This window comes from Luteimonas sp. KH_071 (genome assembly GCF_057838005.1).
This window is the reverse complement of the sequence record NZ_CM174458.1, coordinates 1,238,023-1,259,109: the sequence shown is the minus strand read 5'-3', so window position 1 is coordinate 1,259,109 and position 21,087 is coordinate 1,238,023. Positions and strand designations below refer to the sequence as shown.

18 protein-coding genes and 1 tRNA gene are annotated in these 21,087 nt (G+C 68.4%); 7 read left to right on the top strand and 12 right to left on the bottom strand.

Annotation, left to right across the window (positions count from 1 at the left end):
- Positions 1 to 14 precede the first annotated feature (14 nt).
- The 4 genes from rpsP to ffh form a co-directional block, all read right to left on the bottom strand.
- Entirely contained in the window at positions 15 to 287 is a 273-nt protein-coding gene (gene rpsP / locus AC3IRM_RS05810) for a 30S ribosomal protein S16 (protein ID WP_159679338.1), read from the bottom strand.
- Between the two features lie 93 nt (positions 288 to 380).
- A complete protein-coding gene (locus AC3IRM_RS05805; RefSeq protein ID WP_489205278.1) occupies positions 381 to 1,202 on the bottom strand; it encodes an aminotransferase class IV in 822 nt (273 codons plus the stop codon).
- Positions 1,199 to 2,269: an NAD(P)H-dependent flavin oxidoreductase gene (locus AC3IRM_RS05800; RefSeq protein WP_489205277.1), complete on the bottom strand. Its 1,071-nt coding sequence runs from the start codon at positions 2,267 to 2,269 to the stop codon at positions 1,199 to 1,201. Before AC3IRM_RS05800 ends, AC3IRM_RS05805 begins: the two co-directional genes overlap by 4 nt.
- Before the next feature lie 4 nt (positions 2,270 to 2,273).
- Positions 2,274 to 3,650, bottom strand: a complete 1,377-nt coding sequence (gene ffh, locus AC3IRM_RS05795) for a signal recognition particle protein (RefSeq protein ID WP_489205276.1) — start codon at positions 3,648 to 3,650, stop codon at positions 2,274 to 2,276.
- A gap of 126 nt (positions 3,651 to 3,776) precedes the next feature.
- On the opposite strand from ffh, the gene AC3IRM_RS05790 reads away from it, so the two are divergent.
- The 6 genes from AC3IRM_RS05790 to AC3IRM_RS05765 all read left to right on the top strand — a co-directional run bounded on the left by AC3IRM_RS05790 (position 3,777) and on the right by AC3IRM_RS05765 (position 10,053).
- Positions 3,777 to 4,565 (top strand): cytochrome C assembly family protein, encoded by a 789-nt coding sequence (locus AC3IRM_RS05790; protein ID WP_489205275.1) that lies wholly within the window; start codon positions 3,777 to 3,779, stop codon positions 4,563 to 4,565.
- 51 nt (positions 4,566 to 4,616) lie between these two features.
- Positions 4,617 to 5,120 carry a hypothetical protein gene (locus tag AC3IRM_RS05785; RefSeq protein WP_489205273.1) on the top strand — a complete coding sequence of 168 codons (504 nt, stop codon included), beginning with the start codon at positions 4,617 to 4,619 and terminating at the stop codon, positions 5,118 to 5,120.
- 146 nt (positions 5,121 to 5,266) lie between these two features.
- A complete protein-coding gene (locus AC3IRM_RS05780) occupies positions 5,267 to 5,725 on the top strand; it encodes a MarR family winged helix-turn-helix transcriptional regulator (protein ID WP_310154395.1) in 459 nt (152 codons plus the stop codon).
- Between the two features lie 2 nt (positions 5,726 to 5,727).
- The gene (locus AC3IRM_RS05775) at positions 5,728 to 7,230 is read left to right on the top strand and encodes an efflux transporter outer membrane subunit (RefSeq protein WP_489205271.1); all 1,503 of its coding nucleotides are present in this window, start codon (positions 5,728 to 5,730) and stop codon (positions 7,228 to 7,230) included.
- Positions 7,227 to 8,426: an EmrA/EmrK family multidrug efflux transporter periplasmic adaptor subunit gene (locus tag AC3IRM_RS05770; protein WP_489205270.1), complete on the top strand. Its 1,200-nt coding sequence runs from the start codon at positions 7,227 to 7,229 to the stop codon at positions 8,424 to 8,426. The genes AC3IRM_RS05775 and AC3IRM_RS05770 overlap by 4 nt, the downstream gene beginning before the upstream one ends.
- Before the next feature lie 52 nt (positions 8,427 to 8,478).
- Complete coding sequence (locus AC3IRM_RS05765) at positions 8,479 to 10,053, top strand: DHA2 family efflux MFS transporter permease subunit (RefSeq protein WP_489205269.1); 1,575 nt, start codon at positions 8,479 to 8,481, stop codon at positions 10,051 to 10,053.
- A gap of 270 nt (positions 10,054 to 10,323) precedes the next feature.
- Here AC3IRM_RS05765 and AC3IRM_RS05760 read toward each other — a convergent pair whose 3' ends face one another.
- Together AC3IRM_RS05760 and radA are read right to left on the bottom strand one after the other, a co-directional pair.
- Complete coding sequence (locus AC3IRM_RS05760; protein WP_489205268.1) at positions 10,324 to 10,893, bottom strand: hypothetical protein; 570 nt, start codon at positions 10,891 to 10,893, stop codon at positions 10,324 to 10,326.
- A 26-nt stretch (positions 10,894 to 10,919) separates the two neighbouring features.
- Positions 10,920 to 12,308: a DNA repair protein RadA gene (gene radA / locus AC3IRM_RS05755; RefSeq protein ID WP_232136102.1), complete on the bottom strand. Its 1,389-nt coding sequence runs from the start codon at positions 12,306 to 12,308 to the stop codon at positions 10,920 to 10,922.
- Positions 12,309 to 12,522: 214 nt separating this feature from the next.
- Between radA and AC3IRM_RS05750 the strand changes: the two genes are divergently transcribed.
- Positions 12,523 to 13,578, top strand: a complete 1,056-nt coding sequence (locus tag AC3IRM_RS05750; RefSeq protein ID WP_489205266.1) for a diguanylate cyclase — start codon at positions 12,523 to 12,525, stop codon at positions 13,576 to 13,578.
- A 50-nt stretch (positions 13,579 to 13,628) separates the two neighbouring features.
- Here AC3IRM_RS05750 and AC3IRM_RS05745 read toward each other — a convergent pair.
- From AC3IRM_RS05745 to murJ, 6 genes are all read right to left on the bottom strand, one after another.
- Positions 13,629 to 13,704: transfer RNA gene (locus AC3IRM_RS05745), tRNA-Thr, on the bottom strand.
- Between the two features lie 36 nt (positions 13,705 to 13,740).
- Positions 13,741 to 14,691: a 4-hydroxy-3-methylbut-2-enyl diphosphate reductase gene (ispH, locus tag AC3IRM_RS05740; protein WP_489205265.1), complete on the bottom strand. Its 951-nt coding sequence runs from the start codon at positions 14,689 to 14,691 to the stop codon at positions 13,741 to 13,743.
- Between the two features lie 317 nt (positions 14,692 to 15,008).
- Complete coding sequence (lspA, locus tag AC3IRM_RS05735; protein ID WP_310237675.1) at positions 15,009 to 15,497, bottom strand: signal peptidase II; 489 nt, start codon at positions 15,495 to 15,497, stop codon at positions 15,009 to 15,011.
- The gene (gene ileS, locus AC3IRM_RS05730; RefSeq protein ID WP_489205852.1) at positions 15,497 to 18,313 is read right to left on the bottom strand and encodes an isoleucine--tRNA ligase; all 2,817 of its coding nucleotides are present in this window, start codon (positions 18,311 to 18,313) and stop codon (positions 15,497 to 15,499) included. The genes lspA and ileS overlap by 1 nt, the downstream gene beginning before the upstream one ends.
- A gap of 65 nt (positions 18,314 to 18,378) precedes the next feature.
- A complete protein-coding gene (locus AC3IRM_RS05725) occupies positions 18,379 to 19,350 on the bottom strand; it encodes a bifunctional riboflavin kinase/FAD synthetase (RefSeq protein ID WP_489205264.1) in 972 nt (323 codons plus the stop codon).
- Positions 19,351 to 19,460: 110 nt separating this feature from the next.
- Positions 19,461 to 21,014: a murein biosynthesis integral membrane protein MurJ gene (gene murJ, locus AC3IRM_RS05720; RefSeq protein WP_489205851.1), complete on the bottom strand. Its 1,554-nt coding sequence runs from the start codon at positions 21,012 to 21,014 to the stop codon at positions 19,461 to 19,463.
- Positions 21,015 to 21,087 lie beyond the last annotated feature (73 nt).

Genomic DNA, 21,087 nt, shown 5'->3' with positions numbered 1-21,087 from the left:
GCGCGGCCCGTCAATCAGGCAGCGGCAGTCGCGGTCGCGGCAGCGACCTTGCCGGCGTCCTTGTACAGGGCGCGGACCTTGTCGGTCATCTGCGCACCCTTGGACACCCAATGGTCGACGCGCGCGGTGTCGAGGACGATGCGCTGCTCGCCACCGGTGGCGACCGGGTTGTAGTAACCCACGCGCTCGATGTTGCGGCCGTCGCGCGCACTGCGCGAGTCGGTCACGATGATGTGGTAGAACGGACGCTTCTTGGCGCCGCCGCGCGTCAGACGGATCTTGACCATTGCTTTGCTTCCTGTGTTGCCCAGTCGCCAGGGTGGCGAGGTAAGCCCGCGATTATAGCGGAAACCCCCGCCTGCTCGGCAAGCCGGGGCCGCTCAGGGCCACAGCGGGTCCCACGGCACGGCCGCCAGAATGGCTTCAAGCGCCCCCGGCACGCGCGGTTCACCTGTGAATGGCCGCCCGTCGATCGAGCCCAGTGGCCACAGGCCGCTGCTGTTGCAGGCGAACGCCGCGCCGACACCTGCGCAGTCCACGAGTCGAATCCGCTCGATCCGCTGGGACATGCCCGCGGCCTCCAGCCCGGTCCGCAGCAGACCTTCCGTCACGCCCCGCAGCGCATCGCCATCCGGCCAGATGACGCCACCTTCGGCATCCACGAAGCCGATGTTCCACAAGGCACCTTCGAGCACGTAGCCCGCGTCATCAACCAGTAGCGCATCGTCGAAACCCGCTGCGCGCGCGGTGCGGCGGGCATGCAGCAGTGGCAACGTGGCGAGGTGCTTGAGATGCGCCAGTGGGCGCTGGTGTCGACATGTCTGCAGACGCTGCGGCGCTGTGGGCGCGGTGCGCGGCGGGGACAGTGCGACCAGCAGCACCACCTCGGCGGCATCGCCCCGCTCCACCGCGGCGAAATCCAGTGCGCCGACCGAAACCCGCAGCGTGGCGTCTTCGATCTCCGCCGCCCGTAACGCCGATGCGAGCTCGCTTCGAATACGCGCAGCAGGCAGCGCGCCGCCGAAGAGTTCGGTGTTGGCCGATTGCAGCCGCGCCAGATGGCGCCCGAATCCCTGCACCGCGCCGCCGCGCACCTGCATCGTCGACAGGTGGCCGTAGTTGGTCTGCAGCGCAGACAGCGTGGCCGCATCGGCAGGCCGGCCGTCGATCCAGAGACGGGTGACCGACGCGATGCGATTCACAGCAGCGCGTCAGCCGTGCGCCACCAGGCCGCGACCAGTTCGGCCGCAGGACGCGCCCGCGCAGACGCAGCGGATTGGCCGGCCCAGGCCTGCATCGCATCGATCCGGCCGTCGCGCACTGCGGCCGCGCGCATCGGCGCGGTCAATGCGCGCTGCACGGGATAGGGCTGCGGCCGCGGTGCATCTTTGGACGCGGCTGCGCGAACGTAATCCGTTGCCAGCGCGCGACCGAGCCGACCGCTGAAGGCGCGTGTCGGCCAGGTCTGTTCGGGTGCCGCCGAAGCCAGCGCCTCGGCCCAGGCCGGTGCAATGCCGGCCTCCGGCGTGCGCAGGAAGGCGGTACCGATCTGCACCGCGCTCGCGCCGAGCGTCAGCGCCGCGGCGATGCCGCGCCCATCGGCGATCCCGCCCGCGGCGATCACCGGCACGCGCAGTGCGTCGGCCAGTCGCGGGACCAGCGAAAACAGGCCGACCAGCTGTGTGTCGGCATTCGCCGCATCGAAGGCACCGCGATGACCGCCCGCCTCAAAACCCTGCGCGACCACCGCGTCGGCGCCGGCGGCTTCGGCGGCGAGCGCTTCGCCGAGCGTCGTCACACACGCGAACCAGGCGATGCCTGCATCTTTCAACCGGGCGACGAACGACGCCGGAAACACGCCCATGATCGACGAGGCCACCGCTGGTTTCGCGGCGAGCAGCGCCTCGCACTGCGCATCGAAATCGGCTGGCGTCGCATCACCTGCCTCCGCAGGCGCGGCCGGCCCCCAGTGCGCCAGAAAAGCGCGTGACGCAGCTTCGGCCGCGGTATCGCGCACCGGCGCGGGATCGGGAATCCAGAGATTGATCTGGGCGGGTCCGCCACCCGCGGCGCGCAGATCGTGCATCCACGCGCCGATGTCATCGGGCTGGGACAGCACCGCGCCCATGGCGCCCATGCCGCCGGCTCCGATCACCGCGCGTGACAGCGGGACCGGGCAGGCGCCGGCCATCGGCGACAACAGCACCGGCAGACGCAGCCCGAAGCGCGAACAGAAGGCGTCGCTGCGCTGGCGGGCTGCGGAGGTCATGCCATCAACGGAACGGCATGCGGCCGCCGCCCATGCCGCCCATCATGCCCTGCAGGCCGCGCATCATGCCCTTCATGCCGCCGCGGGCCATCTTGCCCATCATCTTTTCCATCTGCATGTACTGCTTCATCAGCTTGTTGACCTCGGCCGGTGTGGTGCCTGCACCTGCGGCGATGCGCGAGCGGCGCGAGCCGTTGAGCAGGTTCGGGTTGCGCCGTTCCTTCTTGGTCATCGAGTTGATGATCGCGATCATCCGCGGGACTTCCTTGCCCTGGCTGACCTGCTGCTTGAGGTGCTCGGGCACCTGGCCCAGTCCCGGCAGCTTGTCCATCAGGCTGCCGATGCCGCCCATGTTCTGCATCTGCTCGAGCTGGTCGCGCATGTCGTTGAGGTCGAACTTCTTGCCCTTGGCGACCTTCTCGGCGAGCTTCTGCGCCTTGTCCTTGTCGACCTGGCCCTCGACCTGCTCGACCAGCGACAGCACGTCGCCCATGTCGAGGATGCGGCTGGCGACACGCTCGGGATGGAACACGTCGAGTCCGTCGACCTTCTCGCCGGTACCGACGAACTTGATCGGCTTGCCGGTGATGTAGCGCACCGACAGCGCCGCGCCACCACGGGCGTCGCCATCGGTCTTGGTCAGCACCACGCCGGTCAGCGGCAGCGCTTCGCCAAAGGCCTTGGCGGTATTGGCGGCATCCTGGCCGGTCATCGAGTCGACGACGAACAGGGTTTCGACCGGATTGACCGCGGCGTGCAGCGCCTTGATCTCGTCCATCATCGCTTCGTCGATGGCGAGGCGGCCGGCGGTGTCGACCAGCAGCACGTCGATGAAGGACTTCTTCGCCGCAGCGATCGCCGCGCGCACGATGTCGACCGGCTGCTGCGAGGACTCCGACGGGAAGAACGTCACGTCGACCTGCTCGGCGAGCGTCCTGAGCTGTTCGATCGCCGCCGGACGGTAGACGTCGGCCGAGACCACCATGACCTTCTTCTTGCGCTTTTCCTTGAGCAGCTTGGCCAGCTTGCCGACCGTCGTGGTCTTGCCGGCGCCCTGCAGGCCGGCCATCAGGATCACCGCCGGCGCCGGCACGTTGAGGTTGAGCTCGGTCGCCTGCGCGCCCATCACAGCGGTCAGCTCGTCGCGGACGACCTTGATCAGCGCCTGACCGGGGGTCAGCGACTTCAGCACTTCCTGGCCGACCGCACGGACCTTGATGCGCTCGATCAGCGCCTGCACCACCGGCAGCGCGACGTCGGCTTCCAGCAGCGCGATGCGCACTTCGCGGGTGGCCTCGCGGATGTTCTCCTCGGTCAGACGACCGCGGCCGCGCAGGCGCTCCATGGTGCCGGACAGGCGCTGGGTCAGGGACTCGAACATACGGAACTCGATGCGGCGGAATACGGCCGCCGATTATAGCCCGCAGCCCCACGCGGCCCGCGCTCAGGGCTCCCTCGGAACGTCGCGACGCTGCCCGGAACGCGCAGGGCGTGCGACACTCGCGCGATGACAATCGTTCTCATCGCAGCCCTGCTCTATCTGCTGGCGGCCGCAGCGCTCGTGCGCGGCGTCGGGCGCGAGCCGGCGCCCGCCAAGCTGTGGTGGGCAGCGCCGGCGCTCGGTGCCATTGCGCTGCACATCACGGCGCATCTACTGGTATGGCGCGATGTCGGCGCGGAGCTGCATTTCTTCGCTGCGCTGTCCCTCGTCGGCCTCGGCATGGCGGCACTGACGGTGCTCTACGACGCGCGCGGGCGCATGGCGGCACTGGGCGTGATCGTGTTTCCGATCGCCGCGCTCACCCTGCTCGGCTACGGCCAGGCCGCGCACCCGTCATCCGACACACTCGACTGGCGCCTGCAGATGCACGCCTGGTTCGCGCTGCTCGCCTACGCCGCGCTCGCAGTCGCCGCGTTGCTCGCGATGTTGCTGTGGGCGCAGGAGCGCGCGCTGCGCCGGCGCGAGTTCCACCGCTGGCTGCGCGCGCTGCCACCGCTGACCGAACTCGAATCGCTGCTGTTCCGCACGATCTGGGTCGGCTTCGCCCTGCTCACCGCGACGCTGGTCACCGGCGTTGTATTCGTCGACGATTTTTTCGCCCAGCACCTGATGCACAAGACCGTGCTCAGCGTGCTGTCGTGGCTGGCCTTCGGCGCGCTGCTGTTCGGCCGCTGGCGCCACGGCTGGCGCGGCGCCCGCGCGGTCGGCTGGACGCTCGCGGCGATGGCCCTGCTGGTGCTGGCGTTCTTCGGCAGCAAGTTCGTGCTGGAACTGGTGCTGCAGCGCAACATTTGAAGCGAGTTCCGTACAAAACAAAGCGGGCATGAGCCTGACAAGCACGATGGCATGAAATTCGAGTTCGTCCACCGCACCTATCGCCTTTACGGGCCCGACCCCACGCTTCATACACTCTCGAAGTGGCTGGAAGCGGGCCTGCCGGGTGCTTACGGCGACGCATTCGAGACCCTCGTTGTCGAGCTCTGCTGCCCGAGCGACGGCCCGCCGGCCGGTACCCTAGAACACCTCCATGCCGAGTTCGCGCAATGGCGTTCGACCCTGCCGCAGGTGTCCAGCCACGATCGCGGTCACTCCTTGCGGATATGCCTGCCTGTGCACTGGCCAAGCGATAGGCAGCTCAAGCGCGAGGCCGGCCAGGCGCTCGCGCTGAAACCCTTCCACCGGGCGCTGAGCCAGTCCGCCGAGGCTCTACGTCTCGTCGACCCGACGATCAAGCGTGGATTCCGGTTCGATTCTGGCGCTCTCGCCGCCGATCTAGATGCGGCGCGCCGCAATGCGCCGAAGACCCTAAGGGCGCTTGTCGCTCTTTACGTGGCCCAACTGCCATCCTGAAAGCACACGACGCGGCGCTAACGGCGCCCGCAGCGCGTTGATCAGGCGCTTAACTCTTACGACATCTCCGCAACCCCACCTAAACCTACAGCCCATCCCAATTACTTGCCTTGACAACAATTGCAGAGGCGAGGAGTATGCGCGCCATGGACACCACCCGCCCTTGCGCTTCCGCCAGCGGTTCTTCGCTGGGCCTGCTGTTCCGGCAGGTCCGCGATGCCATGTGGGCGCGGATGGCCGATGAGCTGTCGAACGCCGGCCACGACCTGAGCTTCAGCCAGTACATCACGCTGAAGAAGCTCGCCCTCGGCACCACCGGTGCGACCGAGCTGGCGCGCGCGGCCGAGCTCAATCCCGGCGCGATGACACGGCTGATCGACAAGCTGATCGAGCGCGGCCTGGTCGAGCGGCATGCCGATCCCGGCGACCGGCGCGTGGTGCGCATCCAGCTCAGCGCACAGGGCCAGTCGATCTGGCGCGATATCGACCAGTGCGGCAACCGCGTGCGCGAGCGCGCGATGTCGGGCATGGACGAGGCGCAGCGCCTGCAGTTCATCCGCGTCCTCGAACAGGTTCGCGACAACCTCTCCTTCCCCGGACAGTGACCATGTCTCCTTCCACCGCGCGCGCCCCGAGACGGGCGCAGGCCGCGCCGTTTCCGCTCCTCGCCGGGCTTGCCGCCGCGTTGCTGCTTGCCGGTTGCGCCAGCAGCCACGGACTCGCACCGCAACTGACCGCCACCGACGCCGACACGCTCGCGAGCGCGCGCAGCCTCGGCGGCACTTCGCTGAGCGCGGCCGACTTCCCGCAGGTCGACTGGTGGACCGCATTCGCCGATCCGCAGCTCGATGCGCTGATCGAAGAATCCCTGCGCGACAGCCCGTCGCTGGCCGCGGCCGATGCCCGCGCCCGCAGCGCGCGTGCGCAGGCCGGGCTCGCCGATGCGCAGCGCAAGCCGACGCTCGGCGCCAGCGCGCGCGTCAGTGGCCTGCAGTTGCCCGGGACCCTCGCGCCCGAGCCACTGGGCGGCGACTTCCAGGCCAGCAACGTGCTGCTGTTGAACTTCGCATGGACGCCCGATCTGTGGGGCGGCCAGCGCGCCGCGTTCGAAGCCGCCGCCGGCCAAGCGCGTGCCGCCGAGGTGGACGCGCAGGCGGCGCGACTCACCCTGTCGGCGAACGTCGCGCGCACCTATATCGCGCTGGCGCAGGCCTTCGACACGCAGGACGTCGCCGCGCGGGAACAGACTCGCGCGACCCGCCTGCGCGACCTCGCCGCGCAGCGCGTCGACGCCGGTCTCGACAACCAGTTGCAGCTGCGCAACGCCGACACCTCGATCGGCATCGCCCGCCAGCAGGCGCAAGCCGCGCAGCAGCAGATCGACGCGCTGCGCAATGCGCTGGCCGCGTTGCTGGGCAAGGGGCCAGACCGCGGCCTCGACATCGCGCGCCCGCAGGTGCTGCAGGCCACCGCGCCGAACGTGCCGGCCGTGCTGCCGAGCGAACTGCTGGGCCATCGCGCCGACGTGGTCGCCGCGCGCTGGCGGGTCGAAGCCGCGGCGCGCGGCGTGGATGCGGCGCAGGCTGCGTTCAAGCCCAGCGTCAATCTCAGCGCGCTGGTCGGCCTTGCCGCCGGCAATCTGTCGGACCTGTTCGGAAGCGATGCGGCGCTGGGCCTCGGCGGACCGGCGATCAGCCTGCCGATCTTCGATGGCGGCCGCCTGCGCGCCGGGCTGTCGCAGCGCGATGCAGATTACGACCTCGCGGTCGCCAGTTACAACCAGACCCTGGTGAGCGCCCTGCGCGAAGTGACCGATGCGCTGCAGTCGGCGCGCGCATTCGATGCGCAGATCGCGACCGTCACCGACGCCACCGAAGCCGCGCGCCAGGCGTTCGCGCTCGCCGACACGCGCTACCGCGCGGGGCTCGGCAACCAGCTCGATGTGCTCGCCGCGCAACGTCCGCTGTTCCAGCTCGAACAGCAGCTCGCCGCGCTGCGCGCGCAGCGTCTGGGCGCCGCGGTCGATCTCGATCGCGCACTCGGCGGCGGCCTCGTGTCGACCGCACCCACCTCTTCCACGCACGACCTTGCCGGGGCGACCACGCCATGACTTCCGACTCCACATCCCCTGCTGCCGCCACCGCGCCGCAGACGAACGGCAAGCGCCGTCGCGCACTCGCAATCCTCGCCACCGTCGCCATCGCAGCCGGTATCGGCTGGGGCGCGTGGTATCTGCTGGTCGCGCGCTGGCACCAGGACACCGACGATGCCTACGTCCAGGGCAACGTCGTCAGCATCGTGCCGCAGACGATGGGCACGGTGGTCTCGATCGATGCCGACGAAGGCATGCGCGTCGAAGCCGGCCAGGCGCTGGTGCATCTGGACCCCAACGACGCGCAAGTGGCCTTTGATCAGGCCGTCGCGAATCTCGCCGGCACCGTGCGCCAGGTGCGCGGGCTCTACAGCAGCGTGGAATCCGGCCAGGCCGATCTGGTCGCGCGCCAGGTCGCCGTGCGCCAGGCGCGCGAGGACGTGAAGCGTCGCGAAGGCCTGGTCGCCAGCGGCGCGGTGTCGCGCGAGGAACTCGCACATGCGCGCGACATCCTTGCCGGCGCGGAAGCGGCGCTTTCCGGTTCGCAGGGCCAACTCTCGCGCAGCCGCGCGCTGGTGGATGCGACCGAAATCGCCAGCCAGCCGCAGGTGCAGGCCGCCGCCGGCCAGTTGCGCCAAGCGTGGCTCAACCTGCAGCGCATGGCGATCGTCGCGCCGGTGTCGGGCCATGTCGCCAGGCGCGAGGTGCAGCTCGGCCAGCGCGTGGCGCCGGGCAACACGCTGATGACGATCGTTCCGCTGGAACAGGTGTGGATCGAAGCGAACTTCAAGGAAACCCAACTGACGAAGATGCGCATCGGCCAGCCGGTCGACGTGCACGCCGATCTCTACGGCAGCGACGTGCGTTATGACGGCCGCGTCGCGAGTCTCGGCATGGGCACCGGCAGTGCGTTCTCGCTGCTGCCGGCGCAGAACGCCAGCGGCAACTGGATCAAGATCGTCCAGCGCGTGCCGGTGCGGATCGAACTCGATCCGAAGCAGGTCGTCGAGCATCCCTTGCGACTCGGCCTGTCGATGCACGTCGATGTCGCCATCCGCGACCAGGACGGCGCCGTACTCGCCTCGGTCGACGCGCCGCGCAGCACGCCGCTGCTGTCGACCGACGCCTATGCGAAGCAGCTGGCGCAGGCCGACGCGCTGATCGAACGCACCATCGCGCAGAACCTGCCGCAAGGCGCGCTCGCGCGCCGCTGATCCCCGCATGGCGCGCTGGCGCGCGCCTTTCCCAACGGCACCGGATTCTCCCATGTCCACGACCACTGCCGACGCACCGGGTGCTTCCGCCCCGGCCGCGCAACCTGCGTTCCGTCCGCCGAACCTCGCGCTGACGACGATCGGCCTCGCGCTGGCGTCGTTCATGCAGGTGCTCGACATCACGATCGCCAACGTGTCGCTGCCGACGATCGCCGGCAATCTCGGCGCGAGTTCCAACCAGGCGACGTGGGTGATCACCTCGTTCGCGGTCAGCAACGCAATCGCCCTGCCGTTGACCGGCTACATGACCCGGCGCTTCGGCGAGCGCAAGTTGTTCGTCCGGGCGACGTTCGCGTTCGTCGTCGCCTCGCTGCTGTGCGGCCTCGCATCGAGCATGGGATTCCTGGTGGCCGCGCGCGCGATCCAGGGCTTCGTCGCCGGCCCGATGTATCCGGTCACCCAGGCGCTGCTGATCTCGATCTATCCACCCGCCAAACGCGGACAGGCCATCGCCTTGCTGGCGATGGTGACCGTGGTCGCCCCGATCTGCGGGCCGATCCTCGGCGGCTGGATCACCGACAACTACAGCTGGGAATGGATCTTCTTCATCAACGTGCCGATCGGCATCTTCGCCAGCCTCGTCGTCGCCAGCCAGCTGCGCGGCCGGCCGGAGAAGCTCGAGACGCCGAAGATGGACTACGTCGGCCTATTCACCCTGATCATCGGCGTCGGCGCGCTGCAGACGCTGCTCGATCTCGGCAACGAGGAAGACTGGTTCGAATCGACCAAGATCGTCTGGCTCGGCATCACCGCGGTGATCGGCCTGGCGGTGTTCCTGATCTGGGAGCTCACCGAGAAGGATCCAATCGTCAATCTGCGCCTGTTCCGGCACCGCAACTTCGCGTTCGGCACGATCGCGATGGTGCTGGGCTACTCGGCGTTCTTCGCCGTCGGCCTGCTGATCCCGCTGTGGCTGCAGCGCAACCTCGGCTACACGCCGATCTGGGCCGGCTTCGCGACGGCTCCCATCGGCATCCTGCCGGTGCTGCTCACGCCGCTGGTCGGCAAGTACGCGACGCGTTTCGACCTGCGCATCCTCGCCAGTTTCGCCTTCATGGTCATGGCATTCACCAGCTTCCTGCGCTCGGGCTTCAATCTCGACGTCGACTTCCAGCACGTCGCGATGGTGCAGCTGTGGATGGGGCTCGGCGTCGCACTGTTCTTCATGCCGGTGCTGACGATTCTGCTGTCGGATCTGGAGCCGCACGAGATCGCCGCGGGCTCGGGCCTGGCGACGTTCTGCCGCACGCTGGGCGGCAGTTTCGCCGCGTCACTGACGACCTGGGCCTGGAACCAGCGCAGCACCCTCCACCATGCGCAGTTGACCGAACACATCCCCGCGCACGATCCCGCGATGCAACAGACTGTGAGCGCGCTCGGCAACGGTGATGTGCAGCGCGGCGCACTGCTGCTCGAGCAGATGATCGCGCAGCAGGCCACGCAGATCGGCTTCAACGAGATCTTCCACCTGCTGGGTATCCTGTTTCTGGTGGTGATCGCCTTCGTCTGGATGGCGAAACCGCCGTTCGCGGCCAAGGTCGGCGGCGCTGGGGCCGGCGGCCATTGAGACGTGACTCCCCATGTAGGAAGGCGCTCGCGCGCGATTGGATTTGCGTTGAACGCCCCTCGTGCGCCAGCGCGCTCCTACAAGAGCAGTGTCCTGCCGTTACCAGGCCCACTGCAGTAGTACCGCCGACGGCTTCGGCCCCGGTAGGTCGCGCCATCCACCGCGACGCCCCGGCCAGCGGCGGCGTTAAACCGGGACTCAAGCCCCTGTAGGAGCGCGCTGGCGCGCGATCGCCATTTACGGTGAAGGCCCTCGCGCGCCAGCGCGCTCCTACAAGAGCAGTGTCGCGCCCGTCACCAGCCCCAATGCGGCGCCGCCGACGACCTCCGGCAGCGTGTGCCGCGCCATCCGCAACCGCGCCCATCCGAGCAGCGGCAATGCGGCCAGCGCGACGATGCCCACCGCCGGCCACAGCGGCCACGCAGCGACGCCGGCGAACGCCAGGCTCGCCATGTGCAGCGACAGCTTGATCCAGCGGTTGGCGATGCCGGCGACACACAGCATCGCGACTGCAGCAAGCACACCGCTCGACGTCGCCGACGCGCGGCCGCCCATCCACAGCCAGTAGGCCCCGGCGACGAGCAGCGCGAGTGCGTACAGCAGCGGCCGCTCCTGTCGCCGTGACGCATCGACGGTCTGCCAGTGCCCGCCTCGGCGGCGCTGCCAGATGAAGACGGACACGATCGCGATGGCGACACCGATCCCCAGCGCGGTGCGCGGCAGCGATGCGGGATCGACGCGCCACGCGGCCAGCAGCGCGAGCGCTGCCAGCACGAGGAAGGGATGCAGGGCGATGGAGACGACGCGCGCGGCGGTCGTCGTGATGGACGTGCGGGGCATCGCCCGATGGTAGCGGGCGCGCCGCGTCAGATGTGTTCCAGCGCCTCGGCCAGGCGCTCGACGCCGATGACCTCCATGCCTTTGAAGCTGCCGGTCTTGGGCGCATTCGCTTTCGCCACGATCGCGCGTTTGAAACCATGCGTCGCCGCTTCGCGCAGACGTTCTTCGCCGTTGGGCACCGGCCGGATCTCGCCGCTCAGGCCAACCTCGCCGAACGCGATCGTCTTGTCCGGCAGCGGCGCATCGCGCAGCGACGACAGCACGGAAAGCAGCACCGGCAGATCGGCCGCGGTCTCCTGCACGCGAATGCCGCCGACGACGTTGACGAACACATCCTGGTCGCCGGTCATGATGCCGCCGTGGCGATGCAGCACCGCCAGCAGCATCGCCAGCCGGTTGCCTTCCATGCCCACCGCGACGCGGCGCGGATTCGACAGCGGCGAGGCATCGACCAGCGCCTGCACTTCGACCAGCAACGGCCGCGTGCCTTCGCGCGTCACCATCACGCAGCTGCCCGGCTGCGGCGTGCTGCCGCCGGACAGGAAGATCGCCGAGGGGTTCGGCACCTCTTTGAGCCCCTTGTCGCCCATCGCGAACACGCCGAGTTCGTTGACCGCGCCGAAGCGGTTCTTGAACGCACGCATCACCCGGAAGCGGCTGCCGCTGTCGCCTTCGAAATACAGCACCGCATCGACCATGTGCTCGAGCACGCGCGGACCGGCGATGCCGCCTTCCTTGGTCACGTGGCCGACGAGGAATACTGCCGTGCCGGTTTCCTTGGCGTAGCGCACCAGACGCGCGGCGGATTCGCGCACCTGGCTCACCGAGCCCGGCGCTGCGGTCAGCGATTCGGTCCACAGGGTCTGGATCGAATCGGCGATAATCAGCTTCGGCCGCAGTTCGGATGCGTGCTGCAGGATGCGTTCGATGCCGGTCTCGGCAAGCGCATGCAGACCATCGAGTGACAGCCCGAGTCGCACCGCGCGACCCGCGACCTGCGCCAGCGATTCCTCGCCGGTGACGTACAGGCCCGGCAGGGTGCCGGCCATCTGTGCCAGCGCCTGCAGCAGCAGCGTCGACTTGCCGATGCCCGGATCGCCGCCGACCAGTACGACGGCGCCTTCGACCAGACCACCGCCGAGCACGCGATCGAACTCGCCGATGCCGGTCGACACGCGCACGTCCTCGCCCTGCTGCACATCCTTGAGCGCCATGACCTTGGGCGCATCGATCTTGCCCGCCCAGCCGCTGCGACGCGACGCGGGCGAACTCGCCGCGGCCGCGCTTTCGAGCACGATCTCGGAGATCGAGTCCCAGGCGCCGCAGGCGCTGCATTGGCCCTGCCATTTGTTGAAATCGGCGCCGCACTCGTTGCAGACGAAGGCGGTGCGTGCTTTGGAAGCGGTCTTGGCCACGGCGTGCTTGCAAAAACGGAAGTCGCCGCAGCATAGCGGAGCCTGGTCGCAGCATCGGAGACCTGACGACTGCGTACAGAGTTCCGGCGATCGACGTGCATGAGCCGAACGTCATGGCCGTTGCGGCACACGTCACACAATCCAGGCCGCATCTTCGCGTTGGCCCTACAATTTCCCGGCACGTTCCCCACGATGACGCGAGCCGCTCACGCTGGTGCCCTACTACGACGACATCGCCGACCGATCACGCACGCCTGCGCTGCGATTCGTGACCCGCATCCATCGCATGCGCATGCTCGGCACCCTGCTCTGCGCGGTGCCGATCGGCTCGGTCTTGCACGAGACAGGCGCGCCGACCTGGGCATGGGTTGCCCTGCTGCTCAACGCACTGCTCTGGCCGCAGCTCGCCTGGCTGCTGGCACGACGCGCGCGCGATCCGGCCGCGGTGGAATACCGGAACCTGGTCCTGGACGCTGCCGCAGGCGGCATCTGGATTGCGATCATGGGCGTCAATCTGCTGCCTTCGGCAGTGCTGTTGACCGTGCTGACGGCCGACCGGTTCGCTGCGGGGGGATGGCGTCTGTTGTCACGGGCGTTGCCGGCGCTGCTCGTTGGCTTCGCGGTGAGTTGGCTGCTGATGGGGCGGCCGTTCGCGCCGGACACTTCGCTGCGGACACTGATCGCCTGCCTGCCGTTGATGTTCGGCTACCAGTTCGCATTGAGCGTGGTGACCTGGCGGCTCGGCCGCACGATCGCGCGGCAGAACCGCGAGCTCGAGCGCACCACGCGCACCGATGCGGCCAGCGATCTGCCCAACCGCCGCCATTTCGACGCACGCGCCGCACACGCGTTCAAGCTGTTCCAACGCAGCGGTCGACAGGCCGCCTTGTTGCTGATCGACATCGACCAGTTCAAGACCACCAATGACCGGTACGGGCATGGCATGGGCGATGTGGTGCTGCGGCGCGTGGGCGATGTGTTGCGTGACTTCGCGAGCCGCGACGATGTGCCCGCCCGCTTCGGCGGCGACGAGTTCGCGCTGCTGTTGACGTCGTCGGATCGCGAGCGTGCGGTGTCGATCGCCGAGCGCGTGCGCGTCGGCGTGTCCGGCCTGACGTTCGAGGCCGAGCCCGGCTTGACATGCACGGTCAGCGTGGGCCTGGCCGACACCCGCAGCAGCCAGGGCACGCTGGCCGACTGGGTCCGGGACGCCGACGCCGCGCTGTATCGCGCCAAGGCGGCGGGGCGCGATCGCGTCGAAATGGGCTGAGCGCGCCGAACTCAAAAAAGGCGACCCGAGGGCCGCCTTTTTCTTGAACCTGGTGCCGGAAATAGGAATCGAACCTACGACCTACGCATTACGAATGCGCCGCTCTACCAACTGAGCTATTCCGGCTTGGGACGCGAATTCTAGGGAGCGCGGGGCCCGCGGTCAATCGACCAATTGCAGGCGCAGCTCCTTGGGCAGGGCGAAGACCATGTTCTCCGGCTCGCCCGACAGCTCGCGCAGGCCGTCCGCGCCAAGTTCGCGCAGGCGGTCGAGCACGCCTTGCACGAGGATGTCCGGGGCCGATGCACCGGCGGTCACACCGATATGACGGCGTCCTTCCACCCAGCGCGGGTCGATCTCCTCGGCGCCGTCGATCAGATAGGCCTCCACGCCGTCGCGCTCGGCCAGCTCGCGCAGACGATTGGAATTCGAACTGTTCGGCGAGCCGACGACGAGCACCAGATCGCATTCGCGCGCAAGGTCGCGCACGGCGTCCTGGCGGTTCTGCGTGGCGTAGCAGATGTCGTCGTTCTTCGGCCCCTGCAGCACCGGAAACTTCTCGCGCAGCGCCGCGATGACACCGCGGGTGTCGTCCACCGAGAGGGTGGTCTGCGTGGTGTAGGCGAGATTCTCCGGCTGGTTGACGATCAGCTCGGCGACATCGGCTTCGTCCTCGACCAGATAGATCGAACCGGTGCCCGCTTCGGCGCGCCACTGGCCCATCGTGCCTTCGACTTCGGGATGGCCCTCGTGGCCGATCAGCACCACATCGCGCCCGGCGCGGCAGTGGCGCGCGACTTCGAGATGGACCTTGGTCACGAGCGGACAGGTTGCGTCGAACACCTTGAGTCCGCGACGCGCGGCTTCCTCACGGACGGCCTGCGAGACGCCGTGCGCGCTGAAGATCACGGTGACGCCGTCGGGCACTTCGTCGAGCTCCTCGACGAAGATCGCGCCACGGCGCTTGAGATCTTCGACGACGAAGCGGTTGTGCACGACTTCGTGGCGTACGTAGATCGGCGCGCCGAGCGTCTCGATCGCACGCTTGACGATCTCGATCGCACGATCGACGCCGGCGCAGAAGCCGCGGGGGTTGGCGAGGACGATATCCATGAGATGCGCAGTTTACCGGAGGCCGCGGCTGCGAAACGGAATGGAGGCAGGACGGCGTGTCCGGCGGTTGCGCGCACAAGCCCCCCCGCCCGGCGGCCAGAACGGTTCATATCTCGATCGGCTACCGGCTTAAAGCCCTTCCCCTCGCGCGGGGGAGGGTTGGGTGGGGGCAGAGCGTTGGGACAGGAGATCGCCTTATCAGGCGAAGAACGTTGAACGTTTCGCCTATCGCCTACGGCGACAATCCGAAATCGGATCGTTCGCCCCGATCCCGACCTTCCCCCGCACGCGGGGGAAGGAGCGAAGCATGCGCCGCCTTACTTCTTCTTCGCCGGAAAGAACCCGAACAGCGCGATGCCGATCGCGCCACCCACGATCGCCGCGTCCGCCAGGTTGAACGCCGGCCAGTAGTAGTCCTGCCAGTGCCACTGGATGAAATCGACGACGTGGCCGTGGATCTGGCGGTCGATGACGTTGCCCAGTGCGCCGCCGATCACCAGCGCGAACGGCAGCGCCGTGCGCCAGTCGCGGCGCGGGGTCTTGGCCAGCCACCAGCCGAGCGTGCCGCAGATCACGATCGCGAGGATGGTGAAGAACCACTTCTGCCAGCCGCCCGCATCGGCGAGGAAACTGAATGCCGCGCCGGTGTTGTAGGTGCGATACCAATTCCAGAAGCCCTCGATGACCGGGATCGCGGTGTATTCGGGCAGCGCGGTCAGCACCCAGTACTTGGTCAACTGGTCGAGCACGATCACCACTGCCGAGAGCACCAGCCACGGCAGCGCGTTGGGCGTCACCCGGGTCATCAGAACCACCTCCGCAGCTCGCCCTGCCCGTCGCGACCATCAGTCGCGATGTTCTCCACGCAGCGGCCGCACAACTCCGCGTGATCAGCATGCGTACCGACATCGCTGCGACGCTGCCAGCAGCGCACGCACTTGGGCTTGCCGGTCACGCGCGCGGTGATGCCGATCGCGGTCGCGGCCGGGTCATCGACGATCGTCACGTCGCCGCTGATCAGCAGAAAGCGCAGTTCGTCGACCACCGGCGACAGCCAGTTCGCATCCGACACGCCGCAACGCAGTTCGATCTCGGCATCCAGCGCCGCACCGATCTCGCCACTGGCGCGCATCGGTTCGAGCACCTTGGACACGCGCTCGCGCAGTTCCAGCACGCGGTCGAAATCCTGCGCCGACCAGCCGGCATCGCTGTCGAGTTCGCGCAAGCCCGTGTACCAGGTCGCGAACTGCACATTGGCCTCGCGCGCGCCCTCCGCCGGCGGCGGCAGATGGCTCCACAGCTCTTCCGCGGTGAAGCTCAGCACCGGCGCGAGCCAGCGCGTGAACGCTTCGGCGATGTGGTACATCGCGGTCTGCGCGCTGCGCCGGCCGACCGAATGCTCGGGCATCGTGTACAGCCGGTCCTTGGTGACGTCGAGGTACAGCGCACCCAGATCGACGCTGCAGAAGTTCGACAGCGCCTGCACGATCTCGGCGAAGTCGTAGCGCGCGTAGGCATCTTCGATGCGCGCCTGCAGCTGGGCCGCGCGATGCACGATCCACTGGTCCAGCGCGACCATATCCTGCGGCGCGACGAGATCACGCGCGGGCTCGAAGCCGGCCAGGTTGCCGAGCAGGAAGCGCGCGGTGTTGCGGATGCGGCGGTAGGCGTCGGCGGTGCGCTTGAGGATCTCCTGCGACAGCGACATCTCGTTGCTGTAGTCGGCCGAGGCGATCCACAGGCGCAGGATGTCGGCGCCCAGCGTCTTCATGATGTCCTGCGGCTCGATGCCGTTGCCGAGCGACTTCGACATCTTGCGGCCGTGCTCGTCGACGGTGAAACCGTGCGTCAGGCACTGCCGGTACGGCGCGGCCTTGTCGATCGCCACGCCTGTCAGCAGCGAGGACTGGAACCAGCCGCGGTGCTGGTCAGAGCCTTCGAGGTAGAGGTCGGCCGGCTTCTGGTAACCACGCGCCAGCAACACGCACTCGTGGGTCACGCCGGAATCGAACCAGACATCGAGGATGTCGGTGATCTTGTCGTAATCCGCGGCCTCGTCGCCGAGCAACTCGCTTGCGTCGAGCGTGTACCAGATGTCGACGCCGTGCTGCTCGACGCGATCGGCAACCAGACGCATCAGCTCGGTGCTGCGCGGATGCGGCTCGCCGGTTTCGCGATGCACGAACAGCGCGATCGGCACGCCCCAGGTGCGCTGACGCGAGATGGTCCAGTCCGGGCGCCCTTCGACCATGCCGGCGATGCGCGCCTGGCCCCACTCGGGATACCACGTGACGTCCTTGATCGCGGCCAGCGCGTCGCTCCGCAGGTTGGCTTGCGACATCGAGATGAACCACTGCGGCGTGGCGCGGAACGCGATCGGCGTCTTGTGACGCCAGCAATGCGGATAGCTGTGCTCGAGCTTCGCGAACGCGAGCAGGCTGCCCTGCGCGCGCAGCGCATCGACGAGCACGTCGTTGGCCTTCCAGATGTGCAGGCCGGCGAGCACGGTGTCGCCGATCGGCGGGGTCGACGGCAGATAGACGCCGCGCCCGTCGACCGGGTTGAGCTGGGCCGCGGTATAGCGATCGAGCAGGCCGTAGGCCTTGCCGACGACGTAGTCCTCCTGGCCGTGGCCGGGCGCGGTGTGCACCGCGCCGGTGCCGTCTTCGGCCGACACGTGGTCGCCGAGGATCACCGGGATGTCGCGCTCGGCATAGAACGGATGCGCGAGCAGCAGATGCTCCAGCGCGCTGCCGGCCACGCGACCGTGCACGACCACATCGCCCTCGACGCCATAGCGATGCAGCGCGCGCTCGGCCAATGCATCGGCCAGCACCAGCCAGCGACGACGGCCGTCCTGCGCCACCGGGCCTTCGACCAGCGCGTATTCGAGATCGGCGCCCAGCGAAATCGCCAGCGACGCCGGCAACGTCCACGGCGTGGTCGTCCAGATCGGCAGCGCGACGTCGACATCGCTCGGCAGCGTCGCGCCGAACGCATGCGCGACTGCGGCCGAATCACGCGCGACGTAGGCGACGTCGACCGCGGGCGAGACCTTGTCGGCGTATTCGATCTCCGCTTCGGCCAACGCCGAGCCGCAGTCGAAACACCAGTGCACGGGCTTCACGCCGCGGGTCAGATGGCCGTTGTCGACGACCTTGGCCAGCGCGCGGATCTCGTCTGCCTCGAAACGGAAATCGAGCGTGCGATACGGGTTGTCCCAATCTCCGAGCACGCCGAGGCGCTTGAAGTCGCGGCGCTGGATGTCGATCTGCTCGTTGGCGTATTCGCGGCATTTCTGCCGGAATTCGACCGCATCGAGCTTGACGCCGACCTTGCCCCACTTCTTCTCGATCGCGATCTCGATCGGCAGGCCGTGGCAGTCCCAGCCAGGGATGTAGGGCGCATCGAAACCCGCCATGCCCTTGGACTTGACGATGATGTCCTTGAGGATCTTGTTGACCGCATGGCCCAGATGGATCGAGCCGTTCGCATACGGCGGGCCGTCGTGCAGCACGAACTGCGGCCGTCCGCGCGCATGCGCACGCAGTTGCGCGTACAGGCCCTCTTCTTCCCAGCGCGCCAGCATCGCCGGCTCGCGCTTGGGCAGATCACCGCGCATCGGGAAGTCGGTCGCCGGCAGGTGGATCGTCGACTTGTAGGGATTGGAATTGCTGGCGTCTGCGCTCACGCGTAGTCCTGTCGTTGCGTTTCAAATCGTAGGGAATGCGGCGCGGCGAGGACGGCCCGGGCCTTTGCGGCGTCGAGATCCATCTGCGCGACCAGACTCGGCAGGTCGTCGAACTTTTCCTCGTCGCGCAGGCGCGCGACGAACTCGACCTCGATGCGGCGTCCGTAGAGATCGCCGTCGAAATCGAACAGATGCGCTTCGAGCAGCGGCTCGACGCCGCCGACCGTCGGCCGCGTGCCGAAGCTCGACACCGACGGCCTCGGGGCGTCACCGATGCCGTGCACGCGCGTGGCGTAGATGCCGCGCAGCGCCGGCACCTTGCCGCCGAAGCGCAGGTTCGCGGTCGGATAGCCCAGCGTGCGACCGAGCTGCTTGCCGCGCACCACGCGACCCGACACCGCGTACGGCCGTCCGAGCAGGCGCGCGGCGTGTTCGAAATCACCGGCGACCAGCGCGGTGCGGATATGGGTACTCGACACCCGCTCGCCATCAACGACCAGCGGCTCGATCTCGCCGGCGATGAACCCCGCCTCGCGCCCGAGTGCCTGCAGCGTCGCCAGATCGCCCGCGCGCCTGTGGCCGAAGCGGAACCCCGGGCCGACCCAGACTTCGCGCGCGCGCAAGCGCTGCACCAGCACCGCGTCGACGAAAGCCTCCGGCGACATCGCCGCCATGCGCGCGTCGAAGCGCAGCAGGCCGACCACGTCGGCGCCGATTCCGCGCAGACCCTCGAACTTCGCACGTACCGGCCCGAGACGCGGTGGCGGCGACGCGGCAGCGAAGAACTCGCGCGGCAGTGGCTCGAAACTCAGCGCGGCTGCATCGACGCCCAGCGTGTGCGCACGCGCGATGGCGTGGCGCACCAGCGCCTGGTGCCCGAGATGCAGCCCGTCGAACGCGCCGATGCAGACCACGCTGCCGCCGGCACAGAGGGGCCCGCCGGCGATGTCGCGGAACAGCCTGCTCATGTGGGTCCGTTGCGGCGGGCGCACCAGTGGCGCCCGCAGGAAAAAAGTGACCGGCAAGTATAGCCGGCCCCCGGTCCGGCCCGGGTCAGGCGCTCGCGCGCAGTTCGCACTCAGTGGCGCAGATGTCGCGGCCGCAGGCCCAGCGCGACCATCGCGATGACATACGTCGCCCCGCCTGCCCCGATCACCAGCACCAGCCAGCCGATGCGGTGCAGCGCGCCCTGGATATCGGTCCACGCCCCGATCCAGAACCGCAGACCCAGCACCGCGATCGCCATCGCCGCGCAGGCGCAGGCCAGGCGCAGCGCGTAGGTCGCCCAGCCGGGCTCAGGGGTAAAGATCCCGCGCTGGCGGAGATACCGCCACAGCAGCGCCGCATTGACCACGCCCGCCAGCGCCGTGGCCAGTGCGATACCGCCGTGCGCGCCGGGGATGTCGTAGAGCCACAGCGGCGTGGTCAGCGCAATGGTCAGCAGCACATTCGCCGCGACCGTCCAGATCGCCGCGCGCATGGGCGTCTTGGTGTCCTGCCGCGCGTAGAACGCGGGCGCCAGCACCTTGCTGAGCATGAAGGCGGGCACGCCGAGGCTCATCGCAGTGAGGCTGATCGCCGCCATGCGCGTGTCGTCAGCGCCGAACGCGCCGTAGTTGTAGACCGTGGCCGTGATCGGCTCGGCCAGCAGCAGCAGGCCCAGGCCCGCCGGCACGCCGGCCAGCAGCGCCATGCGCAAGCCCCAGTCCAGCGACTGGTTGTAGCCGGTCGCGTCCTCGGCCGCATGCCGGCGCGACAGGTGCGGCAGGATCACCGTGCCCAGCGCCACGCCGAACAGGCCCAGCGGAAACTCGATCAGGCGGTCGGAGTAGTACAGCCAGTCCACACTGCCCGCAGCCAGCAGCGATGCGAACGCGGTGCCGACGAGTAGATTGACCTGGGCCACCGACGAGGAGAACAGCGTCGGCAGCATCAGCCGGCCCACCTTGCGCACCTCGGGATGCCGAAACCCGGGCCGGAAGCGCGGGCGCAATCCGAGACGACCGAGTGCGGGCCACAGCAGGGCGAGCTGCAGGAACCCGGCGATCAGGACACCCCACGCCAGGCCTTCCGGCGGCAGCGCGAAGCGCGGGGCCAGCCACAGCATCGCCGCGATCATGGTCAGGTTGTGGAGGACCGGAGTGAAGGCGGGAAGCGCGAACCTGCCGTGGCTGTTGAGGATCGAGGCCGACAGCGCCATCAGCGAGATGAAGAGCAGATACGGGAACGTGATGCGCAACATCAGCGCGGTCTGGGCCAACAGTTCCGGCTGGTCTTCCCAGCCCGGGGCAAACACGCGTGCGATCACCGGCGCCAGCAACATCCCTGCCGCGCAGACCACGAGAACCACCGCACACAGCGCACCGGCCATGTGGTCGATGAACGATTTCAGTGCGGCCCTGTCCCCGCGCTCCTTGATCTCGTTGAGTACCGGCACGAAGGCCATCGCCATCGAGCCTTCGGCGAACACCCGGCGCAGGAAATTCGGGATGCGATAGGCGACAATGAACGCACTCATCGCCGGATTGGTCGCGCCGGTACCGAACAAGGTGGCCTGCAGCATGTCGCGGGCGAAGCCGGCGATCCGCGAAATCAGGGTCATCGCGCTGAACACTGCGCTCGAACGCAGCAGCCCACCGCGCTTCTTCGGGGCCGGGCTGGCGGCCGCCGGATCGGGGGCCGTCACCAGATCGTGCCGTTCAGGC

Coding starts and splice junctions, on each gene's coding strand:
- AC3IRM_RS05775 (WP_489205271.1), top strand. CDS start 5,728: ATGTCTCCTTCCACCGCGCGCGCCCCGAGACGGGCGCAGGCCGCGCCG.
- AC3IRM_RS05800 (WP_489205277.1), bottom strand. CDS start 2,269: ATGACCTCCGCAGCCCGCCAGCGCAGCGACGCCTTCTGTTCGCGCTTC.
- AC3IRM_RS05780 (WP_310154395.1), top strand. CDS start 5,267: ATGGACACCACCCGCCCTTGCGCTTCCGCCAGCGGTTCTTCGCTGGGC.
- rpsP (WP_159679338.1), bottom strand. CDS start 287: ATGGTCAAGATCCGTCTGACGCGCGGCGGCGCCAAGAAGCGTCCGTTC.
- ispH (WP_489205265.1), bottom strand. CDS start 14,691: ATGGATATCGTCCTCGCCAACCCCCGCGGCTTCTGCGCCGGCGTCGAT.
- ffh (WP_489205276.1), bottom strand. CDS start 3,650: ATGTTCGAGTCCCTGACCCAGCGCCTGTCCGGCACCATGGAGCGCCTG.
- AC3IRM_RS05725 (WP_489205264.1), bottom strand. CDS start 19,350: ATGAGCAGGCTGTTCCGCGACATCGCCGGCGGGCCCCTCTGTGCCGGC.
- AC3IRM_RS05760 (WP_489205268.1), bottom strand. CDS start 10,893: ATGCCCCGCACGTCCATCACGACGACCGCCGCGCGCGTCGTCTCCATC.
- AC3IRM_RS05765 (WP_489205269.1), top strand. CDS start 8,479: ATGTCCACGACCACTGCCGACGCACCGGGTGCTTCCGCCCCGGCCGCG.
- AC3IRM_RS05785 (WP_489205273.1), top strand. CDS start 4,617: ATGAAATTCGAGTTCGTCCACCGCACCTATCGCCTTTACGGGCCCGAC.
- lspA (WP_310237675.1), bottom strand. CDS start 15,497: ATGACCCGGGTGACGCCCAACGCGCTGCCGTGGCTGGTGCTCTCGGCA.
- AC3IRM_RS05770 (WP_489205270.1), top strand. CDS start 7,227: ATGACTTCCGACTCCACATCCCCTGCTGCCGCCACCGCGCCGCAGACG.
- ileS (WP_489205852.1), bottom strand. CDS start 18,313: ATGCGCGGTGATCTGCCCAAGCGCGAGCCGGCGATGCTGGCGCGCTGG.
- AC3IRM_RS05790 (WP_489205275.1), top strand. CDS start 3,777: ATGACAATCGTTCTCATCGCAGCCCTGCTCTATCTGCTGGCGGCCGCA.